Origin of the sequence: Anaerorudis cellulosivorans (assembly GCF_025943985.1) — a bacterium.
Classification (GTDB): Bacteria; Bacteroidota; Bacteroidia; order Bacteroidales; family Dysgonomonadaceae; genus Anaerorudis; species Anaerorudis cellulosivorans.
The window spans coordinates 24,592-45,775 of the sequence record NZ_JAPCWE010000014.1; the positions used below are offsets into that span (position 1 = coordinate 24,592).

Here is a 21,184-nt window from a genome sequence, read left to right on the forward strand (position 1 = left end):
ATATTATAATGCCAAAAAGTGAATTTATAGATCCGAATGTCGTACGACAACCGGGTATGTTGGAATTGCAACCAATTCCGTTGAATCAGTATCAAAAAACGGTAAAAGACGAAAGAGAAAACTTTACCGACGAAGAATTCAAAGCCATTTATCACGATATGGTTTTGATTCGTGAATTCGAAACCATGTTGAATTTCGTGAAAACAAAAGGTGAATATAAGGGTACACCGTATAATTATCCGGGTCCTGCTCACTTGTCTATCGGTCAGGAAGCCGCTGCTGTAGGGATGGCTTGGACATTGACCATTGATGATTTTATCTTTGGCAACCATCGTTCGCATGGTGAAGTATTGGCCAAGGGAATGTCGGCTATTCATAAATTGGATGACAAGCAGTTGATGGATATCATGGAATCTTTTTTCGATGGCATCGTGCTTGATGTCGTAAAGAAAGATTTTCAGGGAACAATCAAAGAGTTGGCGCGTCGTTTCCTTGTTTACGGAACAGTGGCAGAAATCTTTGGACGTCAGACAGGATTCAATAAAGGTTTGGGAGGCTCGATGCATGTCTTTTTCACCCCATTCGGAATTTATCCCAATAATGCCATTGTGGGTGGTTCGGGTGATATTGCCGTGGGGGCAGCGCTGTACAAAAAAGTGAACCGTAAGCCCGGTTTGGTGGTTGCCAATATCGGAGATGGTTCGTTGGCGTGTGGTCCGGTGTGGGAAGGCATTACTTTTTCTGCGATGGATCAATTTAAACAATTGTGGGAAGGCGACAGGAAAGGCGGTTTGCCCGTAATCATTAATGTTATGAACAACCACTACGGTATGGGTGGTCAGACTTGGGGAGAAACTATGGGGTATGGCATTGCTGCGCGCATCGGCGCCGGAGTTAACCCCGAGCAGATGCATGCCGAGCGTGTAGACGGATTCAATCCGTTGGCTGTAATTGATGCCTACAAACGGAAACGCAAAATCATTGAGGAAAAGAAAGGGCCGGTATTGCTGGATGTATTGACGTATCGTTATAGTGGACATTCTCCGTCGGATTCTTCGACATATCGAACCAAGGAAGAGGTGGAAGCGTGGGAAAAACAGGACTCTATTTTAACGTTCGGCAGACAGATGATAGAGGCAGGTGTGGCCACTCAAGATGATTTGGATGATATTCGAAAAGATATTGAAGCATTGATTAATGAGTTGTATCTTAAGGCTATTGACGAAAATATTTCTCCGCGAATACAAAACACCGAATTGATTGGAGAGATGATGTTTTCAAACGGATCGGTAGATGCTTTTGCTGATGACGAACCAGAAGTACTGACGCCGTTGGAAGAAAATCCAAGAGTTAAGAAAATTGCCACAAAAGAGCGTTTTGCTTTCGATGCCGATGGCAAGCCGTTCAGTAAGATGAAACAGTTTCAATTGCGTGACGGCATTTTTGAAGCGATTATCGATCGTTTTTATAAAGATGCTTCGTTAATTGCCTATGGAGAGGATAACCGCGATTGGGGAGGAGCGTTTGCCGTTTATGCGGGTATGACTGAATCTTTGCCTTATCATCGTTTCTTCAATGCTCCGATTGCCGAAGCAGCCATTGTGGGAACGGCAATTGGCTATGCCATGTGCGGAGGTCGTGTGATTCCCGAAATCATGTATTGCGACTTTTTAGGGAGATGTGGTGATGAGGTGTTTAATCAGCTTCCTAAATGGCAGGCCATGAGCGGAAACGTGCTTAAGATGCCTGTGGTTTTGAGAGTATCCATAGGTTCGAAATACGGTGCTCAACACTCACAGGATTGGACGTCGTTGGTTACCCATATTCCGGGGTTGAAAGTGTGTTTTCCTGCTACCCCTTACGATGCTAAAGGATTAATGAATGCCGCTTTGCAGGGAACCGATCCGGTTGTTTTTTTCGAAAGCCAGCGCATTTACGATATCGGCGAGCAATTTCATCAGGGAGGTGTTCCCAAGGGGTATTATGAAATACCCATTGGAGAACCCGATATAAAGAAAGAAGGAAAAGATATCACTTTCCTTACTATCGGATATACGCTGTATCAAGCGTTGGAAGCAGCCAAAGAACTCGAAGAAAAATACGGAATGAGTGCAGAAGTAATTGATGCGCGTTCACTGGTGCCGTTCAATTACGAAAAAGTAATTGAGTCGGTAAAGAAAACGGGCAAAATTATTGTGGCAAGTGATGCAACTGCAAGAGGTTCGTTTTTAAATGATATGGCAGCCAATATCAGTCAACTTGCGTTCGATTATCTGGATGCACCGGTTTGTGTGTTGGGCTCACGTAATTGGATTACTCCTGCACATGAACTTGAGAAAGCATTCTTCCCGCAACCAAGCTGGTTTATCGATATGATTCACGAACGGATTCAGCCACTGCCGGGATATGTACCGGGACGCAATTTTACGGATGGTGAAATGATTCGCCTTTCTAAAAAAGGTATTTAAATTTGTGACACATGAACTATCCGAAAGTAAATGCGCATTTGCACACGCCCTATTCTTTCAGCGCTTTTCGCGATGTGGATGACGCATTGGACAGAGCGGCAGCCGAAAATGTGAAAGTTGTCGGAATCAACGACTTTTACACGGCTGCCGGCTATGATGAATGGGCTTCAGGATGCGGAAAACGAAAATTATATCCCCTTTTCAATATTGAGTTTATCGGGTTGAGCGAAAAAGATCGTCAGGCAGGTATTCGGATCAATGATCCGGCAAATCCCGGACGTATCTACCTTAGCGGGAAAGGTCTGACTTATCCTTTTTGTTTGCCCGAACCTTACGCTTCGTTGTTGGAAGAAGTAAGAAATGAAACCGACAGACAGGTGAAAGCCATGTGCGAAAAGTTGAATGGTATTCTGGAAACGGAAGAAGTTGGTTTTACGCTCGATTTTGATCGGATAAAAAAAGAACTCACCAAAGGTATGGTACGCGAACGTCATTTGGCAAAAGCCCTTCGGATGAAAGTGTACGAGATATGTGGTGAGGATAAGGAGGGTATCAAAGTCATGCTGGAAAAGATTTTTGGAGGGAAATCGTTGCGTGCTTCCGTAGAAAATATTGCCGAGGTAGAAAATGAAATACGCTCGAACTTGCTCAAGGCCGGTGGTAGAGCTTTTGTGCCTGAGGATGCAAAGGCTTTTCTATCGATAGAAACCATATGCGAGATTGTTTTGGCAGCAGGAGGTATTCCTACATATCCTTTTTTGGGAGACGATGCACAAGGAAATTACACCGATTTTGAAAAGGATTTGGAGTGTGTAGCTGGGGAACTAACCAAACGTGGATTTCATTCGGTAGAATTTATCACTACCCGCAATCGGGTGGATTTGCTGGAAAAATATGCCGGTTATCTGCATGATCACGGATTCGTGGTAACCTTCGGGAGTGAACACAATACCCCTGTGATGGAACCGGTTGAACTTTTTGCACGGGGTCGTACACCACTTACCGAACGACTGATGCAGATTAATTATGAAGGAGCTTGTGTGATTGCTGCTCATCAGCATGTAACAGTACAGGGATTAGAAGGTTATGTCGATGGCAAAGGATATGCGGATCGTACAAAAAGAGAAGAATGGGTAAAACTCGGTGACGAGTTAATAAAGAGTAAGATATGAAAGAATTGGATGAACTTATCGAAATATCGCAATTTTACGGGCGCGATAACCGCTTCGTAATTGCAGGTGGAGGAAATACTTCGTACAAAAATGCGGAAAAGATTTGGGTGAAAGCCAGCGGCTCATCTCTCGCAACGATAACCGAAGAGGGGTTTGCCATACTTGACAGAGCTAAACTGAATGGGATGTTGAGGAAGGTTTACAGCAGTAATCCTGCCGAACGCGAGGAAGAAGTGAAAAACGATTTGGCTGTTGCCAATCTCACCAAAGACAAACGTCCTTCAGTAGAAACTTCATTACATAATATTATCGGGTATGCTTTTGTTGTTCATTTGCATCCTACGTTGGTAAATGCCTTAATGTGTTCACGAAATGCTGAAAACGAGTTGAAAAAACTTTTCGGAGAGAAAGCCCTGTTTGTGAAATATACCGATCCGGGGTATGTGTTGTTTAAGAAGGTAGATGAAAAGCTGAAAGCGTATCGGGCAACCTATCGTGAAGAGCCACATGTCATTTGGCTACAAAATCACGGTATTTTTGTGGCTGCCGACACTACGGAGGAAATTAAAGTGCTTTATGCAGCGATTTTTTCCACCCTTGAAAAAGCAATAAAAAATCCTCTTCCCGATGGCGAAAAGCCGGTTTGTCGGTGTGTTTCCCAAGTTCTTCCCGGTATCCGGATGATGCTTTCGAAAAGTGAATTGAAAACATTGAAAGTGCGCAATAACAAACGGATTGCCTATTTCAGTGATCATATCGAGCATCAGGCTGATATTGTTCGGCCTTTTACCCCCGACGAAATTGTTTATTGCAAATCGAATTACCTTTTTATTAATAAGGATAATCCCGATGAAGTGTTGGCTGAAGCCGAAAAGGTCATTCCGGATTTTACCGAAAAGTTTGGATATCAACCTAAAGTGCTGTTAATAAAAGGTATCGGTCTTGTAGCTGTTGGCGATCATGCAAAACAATGCGATATTATTCTTGATGTTTTTGAAGATGCTATGAAAATTGCCTATCTGGCTCAGTCTTTTGGCGGTTCACATCCCATGACCCCTGAACAGATTGATTTTATCGATAACTGGGAAGCGGAAAATTATCGCCGAAAGGTCATGTCAACCGGTAAAGCGGGACGTGCTGAAAATAAAACCATTATAGTGACAGGTGCTGCACAAGGTTTTGGTGAGGGCATATCCCGCAATTTATTACTGGAAGGAGCAAATATTGTGATTGCCGATTTAAATGAAGAAAAAGGCTCATTGACAACGGAACATTTTAACTCCTTATCGCAAGGGAAGGGTAATAATGCTTTGTTTGTGAAGACCAACGTTACCGAAATCTCGAGTCTTGAGAACCTCATATATGAAACCGTCTCCCATTTTGGTGCGATCGATTGTTTCATCAGTAATGCCGGAGTATTGCGTGCGGGAGGACTGGACGAAATGGAACCGGAAATTTTCGACTTCGTAACCAAAATAAACTATAATGCCTATTTTTATTGTACGAAAGTGGTAAGTAAGGTGATGAAGCTCCAGACAAAATATGCTCCGGAAGATTATTACGCCGATATTATTCAGATTAATTCCAAATCGGGATTGAGAGGAAGTAAAGCCAATTTTGCCTATGCGGGAGGTAAGTTCGGGGGAATCGGTTTGACGCAGTCGTTTGCTTTGGAGCTGGCGCCTTTTCGTATCAAGGTGAATGCTGTTTGCCCCGGAAATTTTTATGAGGGTCCGCTTTGGAGTGATCCCAATAACGGCTTATTTGTTCAGTATTTGAAGGCAGGAAAAGTTCCCGGTGCGAAAACAATAGAAGATGTAAGAACATATTACCTGGCACAGGTGCCGATGAAGAAGGGTTGTTCGCCCGAAGATGTCACCAAAGGGGTGCTTTATCTGATGGAGCAATGTGGCGAAACCGGTCAGGCGCTACCTGTCACCGGTGGTCAGGTTATGCTGAATTAGCTGTGTTTTTCTTATTATGAGAATTAGAAATTTATGAAAACAAGAGCAGTTCGTTTATACGGCAAGAAAGATCTTCGGTTGGAAGAATTTGAATTGCCACCCATAAAAGATAATGAGATTCTGGCTAAAGTAGTCTGCGATTCGTTGTGTATGTCATCCTACAAAGCGGCCATTCAGGGAGCAGATCATAAGCGGGTGCCCGATAACGTGGCAGAGCATCCGGTGATCATCGGACATGAGTTTGCAGGTGAGTTGATTGAAATTGGTTCAAAGTGGGCAGATCAATTTAAGGTCGGCGATAAATTTTCCATTCAGCCTGCGTTGAATTACGAAGACGGTCCCGTAGGAATATTGAGCGCGCCGGGATACAGTTATCCGTATATTGGCGGTGATGCTACGTATGTGATCATTCCCAATGAGGTAATGGAGAAAAATTGTTTGTTGCCTTATCATGGGGAAGGATTTTATCCGGCATCGCTGGCGGAACCTCTTTCGTGCGTGATTGGCGCCATGCATGCTAATTACCATATCACGCCGGGAAGTTACGTGCACAAGATGGAAATTGTTGATGGCGGGAGAATGGCCATTCTGGCCGGTGTTGGGCCTATGGGGCTCGCTGCCATCAATTTCGTGTTGCATAGGGAGGACTGCAAGCCTTCGTTGTTGGTGGTTACCGATATCGATCAGGTGCGTCTCGACAGGGCTGCATCGCTCTATACGGTAGAATTCGCCGCTTCACGGGGTATTGATCTGCGCTATATCAATACTTCGGTTATGCAAAATCCGGTGGAAGAATTAAGGGCATTGACCAATAGTGAAGGGTATAACGATGTCTTTGTTTTTGCTCCGGTGAGATCGGTTGTTGAGCAGGCAGACGCCATTCTCGGATTCGACGGATGTCTCAATTTTTTTGCAGGGCCTAGCGATCCGAAGTTCAGTGCCATGTTGAATTTTTACAATGTTCACTATGCCTATACGCATGTTGCCGGTACAAGTGGGGGAAACAATGAAGATATGGTAGAAGCCTTGGATATAATGAATAAAGGATTAGATCCTGCGGGATTGGTGACCCATATCGGCGGATTGAATGCTGTACCTGAAGCGACCCTCCGTTTACCGGAAATCCCCGGTGGAAAAAAATTGATTTATACCCATATTACCATGTCTTTGACGGCAATCTCGGATTTTGCCGAATTAGGTAAAACCAATGAAGTTTTTAGTGAATTGGCTTCCATTTGTGATAAATACAAGGGCTTATGGAATGTGGAAGCTGAAGCGTTTTTGTTGGCAAATGCGAATAAATTGAGTTAAATTTGATTATATGTTATAGAATATGAAACAATTAGATGTTAAATTGATGCATCCGGTAGAACAGATCAACGTGATCATTGGAAGGATTTACCGGAGTGGTATGACCACAACTTCGGGGGGAAATATTTCTATTCGGGACGAAAATGGCGATATTTGGATTACTCCGTCGGGAGTAGATAAAGGATCGTTAACTCCCAATGATATCATGTGTGTGAAAAAAGACGGAACGGTTATTGGTCCTCACAAACCTTCCTCTGAGTTCCCGTTTCATAAAGCCATTTACGAAACGCGTCCGGAGTTGACGGCAATTATTCACGCCCATCCTCCTGCACTTGTGGCATTCAGCATTTCGCATAAAGTGCCCGATACCAAAATTGTTCCTCAAGCCCATAACATATGTGGCGATATCGGATTTGCCCCATATGGAACACCCGGAAGTGAAGACCTCGGAAAGAAAATTGCCAACGAATTCAAGAATACGCAATATAAAGCAGTAATCATGGAGAATCATGGGATCGTTTTGGGAGGGGTAGATATGATGGATGCTTATCAGCGTTTTGAGACACTTGAATTTTGTTGCCGTACCATTGTAAATGCAAGACGGTTGGGCGAGGTGAATTATTTGTCGGATGAACAAATCGCAAAGTATGTCAATCATATTCCTACCAATATTCCGCATTTCATGGATATCGATTATCCTTCCGACGAGCGGGCTTTACGTTCGGAGATGGTGAAGATTATCCGCAGAGCATGTGATCAGGGTCTCATGATTTCGACGTACGGTACAGTGTCGGTGCGTTGGCGCGGCGATGATTTTTTGATAACGCCAAGGAATGTGGCACGTTGGGATATTGTTCCCGAAGATATTGTGCAGATAAAAAAGGGTATGGCTGAGGCCGGAAAAACGCCGAGCCGTGCGGTAGCCTTGCATCAACGCATATATCAATTGAATCCGCATATCAATTCCATTATTTGCACACAGCCGGTCAATCTGATGGCACATGCTATAACCGGTACAAAATTTGACGTGCGTACAATTCCGGAAAGTTGGATTTTTCTTCAGGATGTTCCGTCTATTCCTTTCGGTTTGATCTATAACGATATTGATGGTGTTGCAGAAATGTTCAACCATAACAAAGTTATTTTGGTGGAAAACGATAGTGTATTTGTGACAGGTGACAAATTGTTGAACACTTTCGATTATTTGGAGGTGGCTGAATTTTCGGCGAATTCACTTGTAATGGCTTCGGCTATCGGCCCTCTTTGCCCTATCAGCGACAAGGAAATAGAGGATTTGAAAGTAGCATTCAATGTAAAATAAAGGGAAGAAAAAAGCACGTATCCTTTTTTATGCAGGTTATTTTTTCTCCATACACGATGCCTGAATTTAACCTGGCCGCAGAAGAATATTTTTTTTCGGCCAATTGTGAGGAATATCTTTTGCTTTACATAAACAAACCAAGCGTGATCATCGGTTCTAATCAGGCTGTGGCAAATGAGGTAGATATGGATTTTTGCAGGGTTAACGGCATCCCCATTGTGCGAAGGTTGTCGGGTGGGGGTGCCGTTTATCACGACGAAGGTAATCTGAATTACTGTTTTATTTTCAACAGGAAACAAGGCGCTTCTCCGTTAAGTCCCGATTTTTTACAGCCGGTGGTTTCTGCCTTGAATTTTATGGGAATACCTGTGGAAATCGGGAAACGAAAAGACCTTTGGCTTGCCGATGGCCATAAGGTATCGGGAACAGCTTCTCATGTTTCGAGGGGCAGAGAATTGCATCACGGCACACTGCTTTACGATGTCGATTTGGATCGATTACAAAAATCATTAACGCCACACGCTGAAATCCATTGCAACAAGGCAACACCTTCTATCCCTTCACCTGTGAAAAATTTGCGTAGCCTTTGGGAAGAGACTTCAGGGAAAACGTCATTTGCAGCTGATTTTTTCCTAACTTTTACAAAAGCCATTCTTGGTTATTATAACACTGAGGAGCTTTCGCCTTTGTTGTGTGAGGATAAGAAGCATATCGATATACTTTGTGGGAGTAAATATGCTCTGCGACAATGGAATTTTAAGATGTGATTTCTTTTTTATCCGATTTCTCGTGCCAGTTTTATTCCCTGAGTAATGCGCTGGTTCATGCCAATGCCGTCCCGAAGATTTCCTGCCAAGTGTAATCCGCGATATTTTTTTTCCAATAGTTCAACGGTTTTGAAACGTTCTTCTGAAGATCGTTCATACTGTGGAATGGCATATTTATGACGGAAGATGCGGATCAAATCGGGTTCTTTAGCTATCGGGAAACCGAGCATGCGATGAAATTGGCGTATTACTTTATCGGTAATTTCATTGTTGTTCAATTCGGTAAGCTCACTGCGATGCATCCCACCCATGAAAAAAGAGAATAAAATGCCGTTTTCCGGACTGCGGTTGTCGAAGCACGAGGAAGGGAACAAAATACCCAGAAAATCTTCTTTATCTTTTGGACTTATCAAGCCACCAAAAGCATTGAAATTCAGCTTGCCTTTGTTTTTTACTCCTACGGCTATCTGCACTACCGGTGCATACCGCAGATTGGCGATTTTGGCCAAATTTGTCTTGTCTACAAAAGGAAGAATATCAGGTAAAGCATAAGCTCCCACGGTGGTGATTACATGAGGTGAAGTGAAGGTTAAGCATTGGCCGTTTTGCCGACAAGTAGTTTTCCATATCCCTGTTTCCGGATCGGGTTGAATTATAATGTTTTCAGCAGAAAGAAAAATACGGTCCTTTCCGAGATACGTTGTCATGGCTTTTGTCAGATTTTCCAGTCCCCCTTTTGCAGAAAAGATAGATGACGGCGTTTTTGGTTTGGGATGATGCTTAGCCTCTTTTGCTTTAGCAATGGCACCTTTTATAAAACTTCCGTAGATTTGTTCCAATTGGTAAAGTTTGGGCAGGGCATGACGTGTCACCAGCGAGTAGGCGTTTCCGGCATAGACACCTGAAAGAAAAGGCTCTACTGCATAATCGACAAACGATTTTCCAAGCCTGCGGCTAGCAAGCGCACCTACCGATTCGTCAGGGTCTGTTCCTTTGGCTCGCCAAGGTTCGCCGAGAATGCGGAATTTGTCTGATAAAGTAAAAAGTGGTGTGGTAATACCTCCCCACAAGCCGTTGGGTAAGGCGTAAAATTTGCCATTTTTCCAAATCAATCGTTTTTCCGCTTCTTTTTTAGCAAATTCGATTTCGCAATCCGGATTAAGTTCTTTAAAAAGTGTCATCACTTCTTCGGTAACGCCGGATCCGGTTGTCGGACCTGATTCGAAAGTAAACCCCTCTTCGTGAAAGGTGCGGATTTGTCCTCCGGATCGGTTGGCCTTTTCCAAAATAACTACCGAAACCCCCCTTTTCGTGAGTTCTACGCCTGCCGATAGTCCGGTAAGCCCGGCACCAATAATGACTACGTCTTTTTTCATATTAAATGGGTTTTGAGAATGTTTTATCGCTGTTGATCAATAATTTATCCAATGATGCTGCTACGTTGCGAACGAAAGGTGAGCCTTTTTGTTTCATGACGATTTTGTGGTCATCGAAAACGATGATGCCGTCTTGTTCGAATCCTCTCATTTTTTTTTCTGAGTAGGCGGTCGCAGCTTTCACTTCTTCTATCGACCGTTGAAAACGTATGGCAAGTTCTTGCCAGTCGATTTGTTCATTGCACATCAAGTCGGTGATCACTTCGCGTGTAATCTGTTCCTCGAAATTGAGAGAATATCCTTTTTTCACGGGGATATGTCCCCGATTTACCGTTTCAATGTATTCGGAGATATTTTTTGTATTTTGAGCGTAAGCATTCGACAATTGACTGATAGCCGTAACGCCAAAAGCATAAACCTGGCCGGTAGTGCGGCGTGTACAATAACCCTGAAAATTGCGATGCAGCGTTTTGGTTAGTGCAGCCCGACAGAGTTCGTCGTCCTCGCGTACGAAATGGTCAAGTCCCACTTGAATATAACCTGCATTCAGGAGCAATTGGCGTGAAGTGTGATATATGTCATCTTTTTGTTTCTCCGACGGGAGCCCTTCCTTTTCTAAAAATCGCTGGCGAGGAAACAGACGAGGCAGATGGGCGTATGAAAACGTGACGAGGCGATCGGGTGAAAGGTCGATGGCTTTCTGAATGGATTGCGAAAAACTTTCCGGCGTTTGCTTGGGCAGTCCGTATATGAAGTCCAAATTGATGCGTATGTTGTTTTCGCGAAGTAAAGCCAAAATTTCTTCAATTGGCAAAAGGGTTGGAAGCCGGTTGCAGGCTTTCAGTACTTTCGTGTCAAAATCCTGAATTCCAATGCTCATGCGGTTGAAACCGGCATTCACTAGGGAGCGGAAATGCTGTTCATTCATATATCCGGCATGGCACTCAATGGCAATTTCAGGATTTTCGATGCATTTGAATTTACTGAATAGCAATCCATTGATTCGTTGAATATATTTCAGATTGATGGAAGTTGGTGATCCGCCGCCATAATGGATTTGCGCAATTTTTCGTTTTTTATCGATTTTGCTGCAAACCCTTTCAATTTCTTTTATCACGGCATCGATGTAAGCTTCCTCTTCGGCATCCGTCGTTCTTGGATAGGAATTGCACCCGCAATAGTAACACATTCTTCTGCAATAGGGAATATGAATATAAAACGACACATGTTGGGGTTCCTGATGGTTGGATAATTCGATAGCTTGCAGCAGATCGTTTTCAGAAAAATGTTCATGAAAGAAGTTTGACGATGGATAACTGGTATAGCGTGGAACCGGGGTATTATATTTTGAAATCAGGTTGTTCATTGGGCAATCTCATTTTCAAGTATGCATTTTTTATTTTGTGTTTTGTGGGCTATTGCTGTAGACGAATTGGAGTGGTGTTTATTATTCGGCTCATTTTTATGCGAAAGAGGTTGATAAAACAGGACGAAAACAAAAGAAACGGCAGCAATGGCCCATTCCGATCCGAACAGCCCTTTGTAGCCGAACAGGTCACCGATTCGGGCGCTAATCAAGGTAATGATCATGGCGCTCAGGTGTGAAACAACGATTTGAATGGTGAAATCGGTTCCTTCGCGCCCATCGCGAACACTATCCATTGCCGTAGTGTACATCATGGTAGAGGCCATTCCGTAAATTCCCCATACGAGGGCAATTCCTACAAGAATATGAACGCGCCCGGCAGATCCTGCTTGAGTAAGCAACAAAAAATAAGTAGCAGGAAAAACGATAAGAGCCGAGATCAATTTTCGGGATGTAGTCTTTCCTGTTTTTTTAATCAAAATGCCGGTCAAAAACGAACCGACAATTCCTATGGATATGCCAAATATCCCCATCATTACGCCGATTTCTTTCATGCCATAGCCCAAATCTACCATAAAGGGGCTTAGCGAAGCGAGAATACCAATAATTCCGGCATAGAAAAGAAACAGAAAAACGATTTGTTGCCAACTGTTTTTCTGTTTGAAAAACAGCAACATATCTTTCGGTTTGGCTTTTTCTTTTGTTTTTCGTTCGCGAAGCCGTATTTTTTTGTTCATGGCAAGTGGAATGAGCGCAATGAGCACAAAAATGGCTACCCAGGGTAAAAGGTTGTTCCAACCTAATTTTTGGAATAGCAACAACAAAAAACCACCACCGACCATACTTCCGGTAAATGATCCCATTGCTTGAATGCTGTTCAGTAATCCGGTATCTTCTCGTTTAAAAGAACGTGCAGCCATTGCATCGGTAGCGATATCCTGTGTGGCGGAAGAAACAAATGCCAGTATAATGAGAAAAACGATAAGGGTGAAATTGGCTTCAATATTGAATATGGCTACCACAAAAATCAGTATGGCATATACGGTTTCCGATCCAAAAATCCACCGTTTGTAGTCACGCACCGATTCGGTTCGACTATCAACCAGCGGTGACCATAAAAATTTGACGAGCCAGGGAATTTTAATGAGTTTAAGTAGGGCGATAGTAAACAAGGGGTAGTTCCCTTGCCGCATAAGAACCGGCAAAGCGGTGGAGAAAAAGCTCATCGGAATGGATTGAGCAATATAAAGTGAAAAAAAGGTAAAAAGATGATAGGGCTTTTCTGCTTTCATTTCTACATTTTATAGGTCATAGGTTAATGTGACACCTGCCGTAAATGGTTTTCCCGGTTTTCCGAGTTTACGCTTAGACATTTCGAAATAGTATCCAAGATAATGGGCATTGGTGAGGTTCTTTCCCCATACGGACAGGTTCATTCGTCCCTTTTCCATATCGACACTTCCATTCAGCAACCCGTAAAAAGGCTGCTTTGTTTCATTGTTTTCATTCCAGTGAATTTCTCCGAGTCCGGTATAGCCGGCATTCAGAGTGATATGATCCACAAGATATGACGAACAGGGTATGCGATAACCTGCAATCAGCGAAAGGGTATGTTTGGGGACGAACGGCAAATAATTGCCCGAATAATCGATCGTTTCGCTGTAAATATAGTTTTTGAACGTAGCATGCGTGTATCCGTAAGCCGCATTGAAAGTGAGACGGGTTAGAGGTTTTGCCAGGAAAGACACTTCGAACCCCTTGCTTACAGAGTTGCCGGCGTTGAATATTTTCATTCCCTGCAAGTCGAGCAGCTGTTTGATTTGTTGATTTTGAATATCGATGTAGAAAAGGGCAAATTCTGCATGTAACCTTCCTTCGAAAAAGCTGCTTTTCCCGCCGATTTCGTAATTCCAACTTCTTTCGGGGTTGAACGTGCGCTGTTCTTCCGTTTCGAATACCGTATTGAATCCTCCTGTTTTGTAACCTTTCGCCAGTGTTGCATAGAGTTGCGTATGGTCTGAAAACCGATATTGCAGCGAAGCTTTGGGTGTCCATTCGGTAAAGGTGAGTGGCGAATCGTATTCGTTTCTCAGCTCAGCATGATTATCCATTACCTTATTTTCTTTGTGCACCGAATTGGCACGTTCGTAATCGTAACGGATTCCTGCCTGAAGAAACAGGTGGGTTAGCAGTTGAAATTCGGATTGATGATAAACGGCAAAACCGCGACTGTAATCGTTGAACCGTTTTTCGATTTTGTAGTTTGGATTGGCCATGTTCATGAAAACATCGGTACTTCGGTCGATATCGTGGTTAAAAGCAAAAATGCCGAAACTCCAACCATAACGGCTCGATTTTAATCCTTTGATGTTGATCTCTTCCGAAATTAGTCGTTGATTTTCCCCTTGAATGGCAAAATACAACTCTTTTGGAGAGGCATCCTGATCGACATTGTATTCATCGTTGAGCAGTTGAATCGAAGTTTGCGAGCTGATCCAAAATAGGCCGTTATGGTAATCGATCTGCAATCCGCTGTCATAAATATTGCGTTTGTAATAGCTTTTATGATTGGTGCTGACGGAATCCACTCGTCCGGTTTCGGAATTAATATCGCCGTAGGAGAACGCACCCTGATCCACATATTCGAAATTGTTTGTCCATCGGACGTTCAGATGGGTTTTGGGACGAAATTCCAATCGAGCATTCAAAGCAGCCGAGTTTAATTTATCGGCTTTTTCTCCGGTAAAAGTATTGGGGGTATTTCCTCCGTAATGGGTGTAATTTCCACCAACGTCGTAAGCAAAACGTGTGTTGATTTTGTCTGAATGCGAAACAGAAAAATAGGTATCGTCATAACTTCCGTAACGTATCTGTAACTTGGTTCCCTGATGGCGAAATGGCGATTTGGTCGTCACCAAAATAATGCCACCCATAGCGTTGCGGCCATAAAGTGTCCCTTGGGGGCCGCGCAAGAATTCAATTTTCTCGATGTTGTTAAAATTGATGTCGAAAGATGATTTTTCGAAATGAGGAACGCCGTCCACATACATCGCTACTGCCGGTGTATTGATAAGAGACCCCACTCCGCGGATAAAGACCGACGAGGTGAGTTTGGAATCCCTGTCCACCATTATAAAATTGGGGACGGTGGCCGAAAAATCTTTCATGTCGTTCAAGTGTTGTTGTTCCATGAAGGTTGTAGAAATGGTAGTTGCCGATACAGGCGTCGTCCAATTGTCGTTGGGCTGTTTGATGCTCAACACTACAATGCTGTCGAGGTTGAAGGTGCGTAACGAGTCTATTTCTTCGGCCATCATTCCGAAAAAAGAGAAGAACAACGCCGATACAAGCAGTACATTTCTTACAGGGAAAGATTTTAATTTTACTTGCATTGGAAAATTTTTTTTACTTTCAAAGAAAGTTTACTTTCGATTGTGTTAGTTTTTCAACTGCAAAGTAAAATCATCTTATTGCCAAAATCAATCCCTATTTGTAGTGATTTTTAGTGTGAAGGATGGAAAAAATAACTACTGCAGTTATTTTTAACATGAGATATTTTCAACAACCAGAATCTATTTATTTCACCGTGGCCATTGAACTATGGAAGATCTTTGTTGATTTCCCATGAAACGACACAGAGTGATTGTTAATGTTTTATCTCAAATTGGTAAATCGGCTGTCCGGTGAAGTCTGAAAACAAAAAACGCTTAAATTTGATTTTAAGCGTTTTTTTGAGGTGGTGCCACCGGGAATCGAACCAGGGACACAAGGATTTTCAGTCCTTTGCTCTACCGACTGAGCTATGGCACCTTTTTTGTTTGGCGAGTGCAAAGATAGGAGATTTTTTTTCAATTTCAAAACTTGCATCGTAAAAAGTAAAAAAAATGCATTCAGCTTACGTAAGAGGATTCCATCCTTGTGCTTTCAGTTGCATTTCCTGCCCATCTCGTGTGATAAGATGACACCCGTTTTCTTCTGCCGTTATATGACCTACAAGGTGGATACCCTCCAAAGCCGAAACCTGCTCATGGAGACTCAAGGGAACGGTGAACAACAGTTCATAATCTTCCCCGCCATTCAAGGCGACAGTGGAAACGTTCATATTGAAGGTTTCGGCCATCAGCGCGGTCTGATAATCGATGGGTATTCGTTCTTCGTAAATGGCACAACCGACTTTGCTCTGTTTGCAAATATGCAGCATGTCGGAAGACAAACCGTCTGAGATGTCGATCATTGAAGTAGGTTTGATATGGTTTTCAGCCAACAATTTCACGATATCCTTTCGAGCTTCGGGTTTAAGCTGGCGTTCCAGCAGATATTCTTTCCCGGCAAAATCGGGTTGAAAATCGGCTTGACCGTCAAAAACGTTTTTTTCGCGTTCCAGAAGCTGTAATCCCATATATGCAGCCCCAAGGTCGCCGGAAACAAAAATCAAATCGGTATTTTGTGCCCCGTTTCGGTAAACAAGTTGGTTCTCGTCGGCATATCCAATACAGGTGATGTTGATGGTTAAACCGGTAAGCGACGAAGATGTGTCGCCTCCCACAAGGTCAACGTCGTAAATTTTGCAGGCCAGTTTTAATCCATCGTAGAGAGCTTCCATATCTTCAACGCAAAAACGCTTGGAGATACCCAGCGAAACAACAATTTGCTGTGGCGTGCCGTTCATGGCGTAAATGTCCGAAAAATTAACGACTGCTGCTTTGTATCCCAGATGTTTCAGGGGTACGTATGTGAGATCGAAATGGATGCCTTCCAGTAAAATGTCGGTTGTAACCAAGGTCTTTTTATTGGTATTGTCTATTACGGCTGCATCATCGCCAATGCCTTTTACCGATGTTTTTTGAGTGAGTTGTATATCTTTGGTGAGATGTTCGATCAAGCCGAATTCCCCCAATGTTGCTATTTCTGTTCGTTGCATAAAAGGTAAATTGAAAATACTTCTTAAATTCTTTGAATGATTTCGCGCATGATGAAGGCCATTTTGGGCTGGGCAATTTTTGCAGCTTTCTGCACATCTTCATGCGATACTTCTACTATTTTGCCGATGACTCCCAAGTCGGTGATGATGGAAAAGGCCAGCACTTTCATTTTTGCGTGATTGGCTACAATTACTTCGGGAACTGTGGACATGCCCACAGCATCGCCGCCAATGGTGCGGAAATAATGATATTCGGCAGGTGTTTCAAAAGTGGGACCTTGTACTCCCACGTATACGCCGTGTTGAAGTTTGATGTTTTTTTCTTTGGCGATTTCCATTGCCATTCGGCGCAGTTTTTTATCGTAAGCCTCACTCATATCGGGGAAGCGGGTACCCAATTCGTCGTAATTTTTTCCGCGGAGCGGATGCTCGGGGAACAAGTTGATATGATCTTCGATGAGCATGATGTCGCCGATATCGAAACTCGGATTCATGCCTCCTGCTGCGTTGGATACAAATAGATAGTGTATGCCCAGTGCTTGAAAAATGCGGATGGGGAAAGTAACCTGCTGCATGGAGTATCCTTCGTAGTAATGAAAACGACCCTGCATGGCCAGTATTTTTTTCCCTCCCAATGTACCGATAATCAGGTTCCCGCTGTGTCCTTCGACTGTGGAAATGGGGAAATTAGGAATCTCGGTATAGGGGATTATTTGCTTGTTGTCGATTTCGTGAACCAATTCTCCAAGGCCCGTGCCGAGTATAATGGCGGTGTTGGGAATTTCTTCAATTTTACTTTTTAGATAATTGCTTGTTTGCCTGATAGCTTCTAACATGATGATATATTTTTTTGTTGAAAGACTCTCTTTCCGATTTTTTGATGAATTTTACCTCTACAGGGATATAATAGAGGATGGATTTGATATAATCGTCTAATGTTTTTAATGTTTTGAAACGTACCGCGTCTTTTTCTGTTGTGACGATGACAATATCGTCATCATCGATGTTTTTTAGCCTTTTATTTATTGTTTCGATATCTTTGATGGTGAATTGGTGATGATCGTCAAAAAGAATAGGATACAGATTATATGTTTTTCTTTCCAATTTGTCGATTAGTGGTTTTGGCGATGCAATGCCGGTTACCAAGACAACATGCTTTTTACGCAAATCATTGAGCATAATTTCCTCCGATTGAAATTCGGGGAAAACCGGTTTTAGGTCGCCATAATCGAAGGATGTGAAATATAATGATTGATAAGGAAATAGATCCAAGCCGTTGGCATAAATGCGGAAGTCGATCGGGCGCATCTGAGGATCGCATTTGGTTACTAATACGATAGATGCCCTCGCTTTTGCCGAAAGGGGTTCGCGTAGATTTCCCGCGGGCAACAGTTTGTCTTCAAAAATCGGACGGTTACTGTCCACAAGCAAAATGGAAAGCGATGGGATCACTGAACGATGCTGATAGCCATCATCCATCAGAATGACATCCGGTTTTTTGTCTTCCTGCATTTTTATTATTTTTTCGATGGCTTTGCTCCGATTTTTATCGACTACAACAAGTGCATCCGGAAACTTTTGTTTGATTTGCAAGGGTTCATCTCCTACATCCTCAACGTCGGAATCAGGTTCAACTTCGACAAATCCTCTGCTTTTTCGTTTGTAACCCCTGCTTAAAACGCATACTTTGTATCTTGAGGAGAGTAATTTAACCAAATATTCGATATGAGGTGTTTTCCCTGTGCCCCCAACAGTCAGATTTCCTACACAAATAACGGGGATGTCATATTTTTTTTGTTTCAAAATATGCGCATCATATAGTTTATTTCGCAAATTCACACCCCATCCGTACAACCATGACAGCGGTAGCAATGAACGGCGTATATTTGATGGAGGTTGGTCCATTTCTTAAATATAATTATTTAATATTCAAATCATAAGGTAAACGTGCCTGAATGAAATCCTCTTCCTTTAGATTTTTTATTGTCATAAAAATATCATAGCTGCTCCCTAGATATTCTTTGAGCGTTTTGAGGGCAAGGTCGTTTTTGTTTTTATCCATGAATTCTTCAATAAACGAACGTTTTTTCGGATATTCATATACTACGTAATCGTTGCCTACTCCGGCGAGATCAGTTGCAATTTTTATGGCTTTTTCTATTCCTCCCAATTCATCTACCAAACCAATCGTTTTTGCTTGATTCCCGGTCCAGATTCGTCCCTCTGCGTATTTCGCAAGTGAATCTTTGGGAATGCTGCGGCCTTCGGCGCAGCGCGACAAGAATGTATCGTATCCCTTTTCGATATAGGATTGAAGCATGGCTTTCTCGTTATTGTTCATCGGGCGGGTGAAATTTCCGAAATCGCTGTATTCGTGCGTTTTCACGACATCAAAATCGAGACCGAGCTTGTTCATTGTTCCCTGCATATTGGGGAAAAGGCCGAAGATGCCGATTGAACCGGTAATTGTGGTTGGCTGAGCCACAATTTTGGTGGCATTACATGAGATATAATATCCTCCGGATGCTGCCAGATCGCCCATAGAAACCACTACAGGCTTTTCTTTTTTCAAATCAGTTATGGCTTTCCAGATCTGTTCTGAGGCATAAGCGCTGCCTCCTCCTGAATTCACACGAAAAACAACAGCTTTTATATTATCATCCTTTCGAAGTTTTTCGATTTCGTTGACCATGAATTTGTCTTGAATATCGGATGAGCCGTTTCCCGATATGATGTTACCAACAGCATATAAAAGGGCAATGTTGTTTTTTGATTTTTTTATTATCCGGGGTTTTACCGATTTCATATCCTGAACTGTGGCCGACGGAATTTTTTCACCTTCATCGATATTGAGCAGGGTGCGCAAATAATTTTTCATTTCCGTTTCATAAAGTACGGTATCCACAAGATTTTTGTTTATCAGATACGATATGTCTTTCAAAAGAGGAAACTGATTGGCAATGGAATCGATATCTACGGCAGATAAATTGCGGGAATCGGCCAGATCACTTCGCATAAAATTCCACATATCGTTGAGCGAAGAAGTTGTCTGCTGACGGTTGGCTTCACTCATTTCTGTGAGTGTAAATGGCTCAACAGCCGATTTGTAGGTACCTACTTTGAATACCTGAACTTCTATTCCCAATTTTTCTAATGCATCTTTATAGAAAACAGGCATGGATACCAATCCGTGAATATCGAGTGATCCTTGGGGATTGATAGCGATTTTGTCTGCTACCGATGCCAGATAATATCCCGATTGAGTGTAGGTGTCGGCATAAGCTACAATAAATTTTCCGCTTTCTTTGAAATCGATCAGCTCTTGACGAATTTGCATCAAAGTGGCAGGAGCTGCATTGAAAATCTGCGCGTTTAGATAGATGCCTTTTATTCGATCGTCATTTTTTACCTTGCGAATAGCTGCAACGATATCGTCAAGGCCCATCATTGCGGTTTCATCCTGAGGAATAAAAGCAGTGGATCGAGGTGATCTTTCCTGAATATTCCCCACTAAACGTAAATGGAGAATACTGTTGTTCTCAAGTACAAATTGTTCTTCGCTCACCGATTGGAATAATGAGCCGGCAGTAACTATAAAAAAGACCATGGAAATAGCCGAAACAAGTATACTGGCAATGATAAACCCGAGAGCTGATCCTAAGACGATTTTGGGAAAATCTTTCATATAAATTGTTTTTTTAATATGAATAAATTAGTCGGAACAAAAGTAAAAAAAAAAGAAGAATCAAACAATTTAAAAATCTTATATTTGAATCGGTTTGCCTTTGATTTTAAAGGTATTCTTTTTCAAGATGTTTTGGATATACTATAATTCGAATTTTTATCATTCGTTTAGGGGAAAAGGCAGTTTGTCCGGCAAAAAATGATAATTTTGTAAAAAGCAAGAAACTATGTGCAGCGTTTTTCGATTTTATTCATCTATATACATGAATGCGATTAAGCATGGATGATTCGCAGTTGATAGAAGCGTGTAAGAAGAAGGACCGTGATGCTCAAAAGAAGCTATATGAAATGTATGCTCCTAAAATGATGGGCGTTTGTTTGCGTTATTGCCATAATAACGAAACGGCATGGGACTTGCTACACGACGGATTTTTCCGGGTTTTTACGCGCATTGGCTCCTATTCGGGCAAGGGGTCTTTTGAAGGATGGCTGAGACGTATTTTTGTGAATCTGGCGATTGAAAATTATCGTTATGAACGAAAAAAAAATCAGGTAATGACCGATATCGAACAGATTGAATCGGATGATTTGGATTTTTTAGATGACGATTCTTATAATATAGGGGATATTACACACGAAGAGCTTCTCGAAATGATAAGGCAACTACCAAAAAGTTATCGCACCATATTCAATTTGTTCGTGTTTGAAGATATGTCTCATAAAGAAATCGGCAAAATGCTTGGCATTAACGAATCCACTTCGCGTTCACAGTATTCGCGTGCAAGAGCAATATTGCGAAAAAAAATTAATGCTGTCCTGAAAAATAAATAGTGA

The 21,184-nt window shown here is 42.4% G+C and carries 16 protein-coding genes and 1 tRNA gene; 8 read left to right on the top strand and 9 right to left on the bottom strand.

Annotated features, from left to right (window positions below; translation table 11 throughout):
* Positions 1 to 8 precede the first annotated feature (8 nt).
* Genes OLM34_RS08715 through OLM34_RS08740 form a run of 6 tightly spaced genes read left to right on the top strand, consistent with a single transcriptional unit; the run spans position 9 to position 9,003 of the window.
* The gene (locus tag OLM34_RS08715) at positions 9 to 2,468 is read left to right on the top strand and encodes an alpha-ketoacid dehydrogenase subunit alpha/beta (RefSeq protein WP_264406690.1); all 2,460 of its coding nucleotides are present in this window, start codon (positions 9 to 11) and stop codon (positions 2,466 to 2,468) included.
* 11 nt (positions 2,469 to 2,479) lie between these two features.
* Positions 2,480 to 3,640, top strand: coding sequence for a hypothetical protein (locus OLM34_RS08720; RefSeq protein WP_264406692.1), 1,161 nt, complete (start codon positions 2,480 to 2,482; stop codon positions 3,638 to 3,640).
* A complete protein-coding gene (locus OLM34_RS08725) occupies positions 3,637 to 5,604 on the top strand; it encodes an SDR family NAD(P)-dependent oxidoreductase (RefSeq protein ID WP_264406693.1) in 1,968 nt (655 codons plus the stop codon). Before OLM34_RS08720 ends, OLM34_RS08725 begins: the two co-directional genes overlap by 4 nt.
* A 33-nt stretch (positions 5,605 to 5,637) precedes the next feature.
* On the top strand, positions 5,638 to 6,915 hold the full coding sequence (locus OLM34_RS08730; RefSeq protein WP_264406695.1) for a zinc-binding dehydrogenase: 1,278 nt from the start codon (positions 5,638 to 5,640) through the stop codon (positions 6,913 to 6,915).
* 22 nt (positions 6,916 to 6,937) lie between these two features.
* Positions 6,938 to 8,236: a class II aldolase/adducin family protein gene (locus OLM34_RS08735; protein ID WP_264406696.1), complete on the top strand. Its 1,299-nt coding sequence runs from the start codon at positions 6,938 to 6,940 to the stop codon at positions 8,234 to 8,236.
* A 56-nt stretch (positions 8,237 to 8,292) separates the two neighbouring features.
* On the top strand, positions 8,293 to 9,003 hold the full coding sequence (locus tag OLM34_RS08740; protein WP_264406697.1) for a lipoate--protein ligase family protein: 711 nt from the start codon (positions 8,293 to 8,295) through the stop codon (positions 9,001 to 9,003).
* Between the two features lie 8 nt (positions 9,004 to 9,011).
* Here the strand turns inward: OLM34_RS08740 and hemG are convergent, their stop codons facing one another.
* The 9 genes from hemG to sppA all read right to left on the bottom strand — a co-directional run bounded on the left by hemG (position 9,012) and on the right by sppA (position 20,351).
* Positions 9,012 to 10,379 carry a protoporphyrinogen oxidase gene (gene hemG / locus OLM34_RS08745; protein ID WP_264406698.1) on the bottom strand — a complete coding sequence of 456 codons (1,368 nt, stop codon included), beginning with the start codon at positions 10,377 to 10,379 and terminating at the stop codon, positions 9,012 to 9,014.
* Between the two features lies 1 nt (position 10,380).
* A complete protein-coding gene (gene hemN, locus OLM34_RS08750; protein WP_264406699.1) occupies positions 10,381 to 11,745 on the bottom strand; it encodes an oxygen-independent coproporphyrinogen III oxidase in 1,365 nt (454 codons plus the stop codon).
* Positions 11,742 to 13,037 (bottom strand): MFS transporter, encoded by a 1,296-nt coding sequence (locus OLM34_RS08755; protein WP_264406700.1) that lies wholly within the window; start codon positions 13,035 to 13,037, stop codon positions 11,742 to 11,744. The genes hemN and OLM34_RS08755 overlap by 4 nt, the downstream gene beginning before the upstream one ends.
* Positions 13,038 to 13,046: 9 nt before the next feature.
* The gene (locus OLM34_RS08760) at positions 13,047 to 15,137 is read right to left on the bottom strand and encodes a TonB-dependent receptor (protein WP_264406701.1); all 2,091 of its coding nucleotides are present in this window, start codon (positions 15,135 to 15,137) and stop codon (positions 13,047 to 13,049) included.
* Positions 15,138 to 15,482: 345 nt separating this feature from the next.
* Positions 15,483 to 15,555 (bottom strand) — tRNA-Phe (locus OLM34_RS08765).
* A gap of 85 nt (positions 15,556 to 15,640) precedes the next feature.
* Positions 15,641 to 16,666, bottom strand: a complete 1,026-nt coding sequence (thiL, locus tag OLM34_RS08770; protein WP_264406702.1) for a thiamine-phosphate kinase — start codon at positions 16,664 to 16,666, stop codon at positions 15,641 to 15,643.
* A 23-nt stretch (positions 16,667 to 16,689) separates the two neighbouring features.
* On the bottom strand, positions 16,690 to 17,502 hold the full coding sequence (locus tag OLM34_RS08775) for a purine-nucleoside phosphorylase (protein ID WP_264406703.1): 813 nt from the start codon (positions 17,500 to 17,502) through the stop codon (positions 16,690 to 16,692).
* Positions 17,459 to 18,571, bottom strand: coding sequence for a tetraacyldisaccharide 4'-kinase (gene lpxK / locus OLM34_RS08780; RefSeq protein ID WP_264406704.1), 1,113 nt, complete (start codon positions 18,569 to 18,571; stop codon positions 17,459 to 17,461). Before lpxK ends, OLM34_RS08775 begins: the two co-directional genes overlap by 44 nt.
* Before the next feature lie 13 nt (positions 18,572 to 18,584).
* Positions 18,585 to 20,351, bottom strand: coding sequence for a signal peptide peptidase SppA (gene sppA / locus OLM34_RS08785; protein WP_264406705.1), 1,767 nt, complete (start codon positions 20,349 to 20,351; stop codon positions 18,585 to 18,587).
* Positions 20,352 to 20,369: 18 nt separating this feature from the next.
* Here sppA and OLM34_RS08790 point away from each other — a divergent pair, with 18 nt between their 5' ends.
* Together OLM34_RS08790 and OLM34_RS08795 are read left to right on the top strand one after the other, a co-directional pair.
* Positions 20,370 to 20,498: a hypothetical protein gene (locus OLM34_RS08790; protein ID WP_264406707.1), complete on the top strand. Its 129-nt coding sequence runs from the start codon at positions 20,370 to 20,372 to the stop codon at positions 20,496 to 20,498.
* Positions 20,499 to 20,629: 131 nt separating this feature from the next.
* Positions 20,630 to 21,181: an RNA polymerase sigma factor gene (locus OLM34_RS08795; RefSeq protein ID WP_264406708.1), complete on the top strand. Its 552-nt coding sequence runs from the start codon at positions 20,630 to 20,632 to the stop codon at positions 21,179 to 21,181.
* Positions 21,182 to 21,184 lie beyond the last annotated feature (3 nt).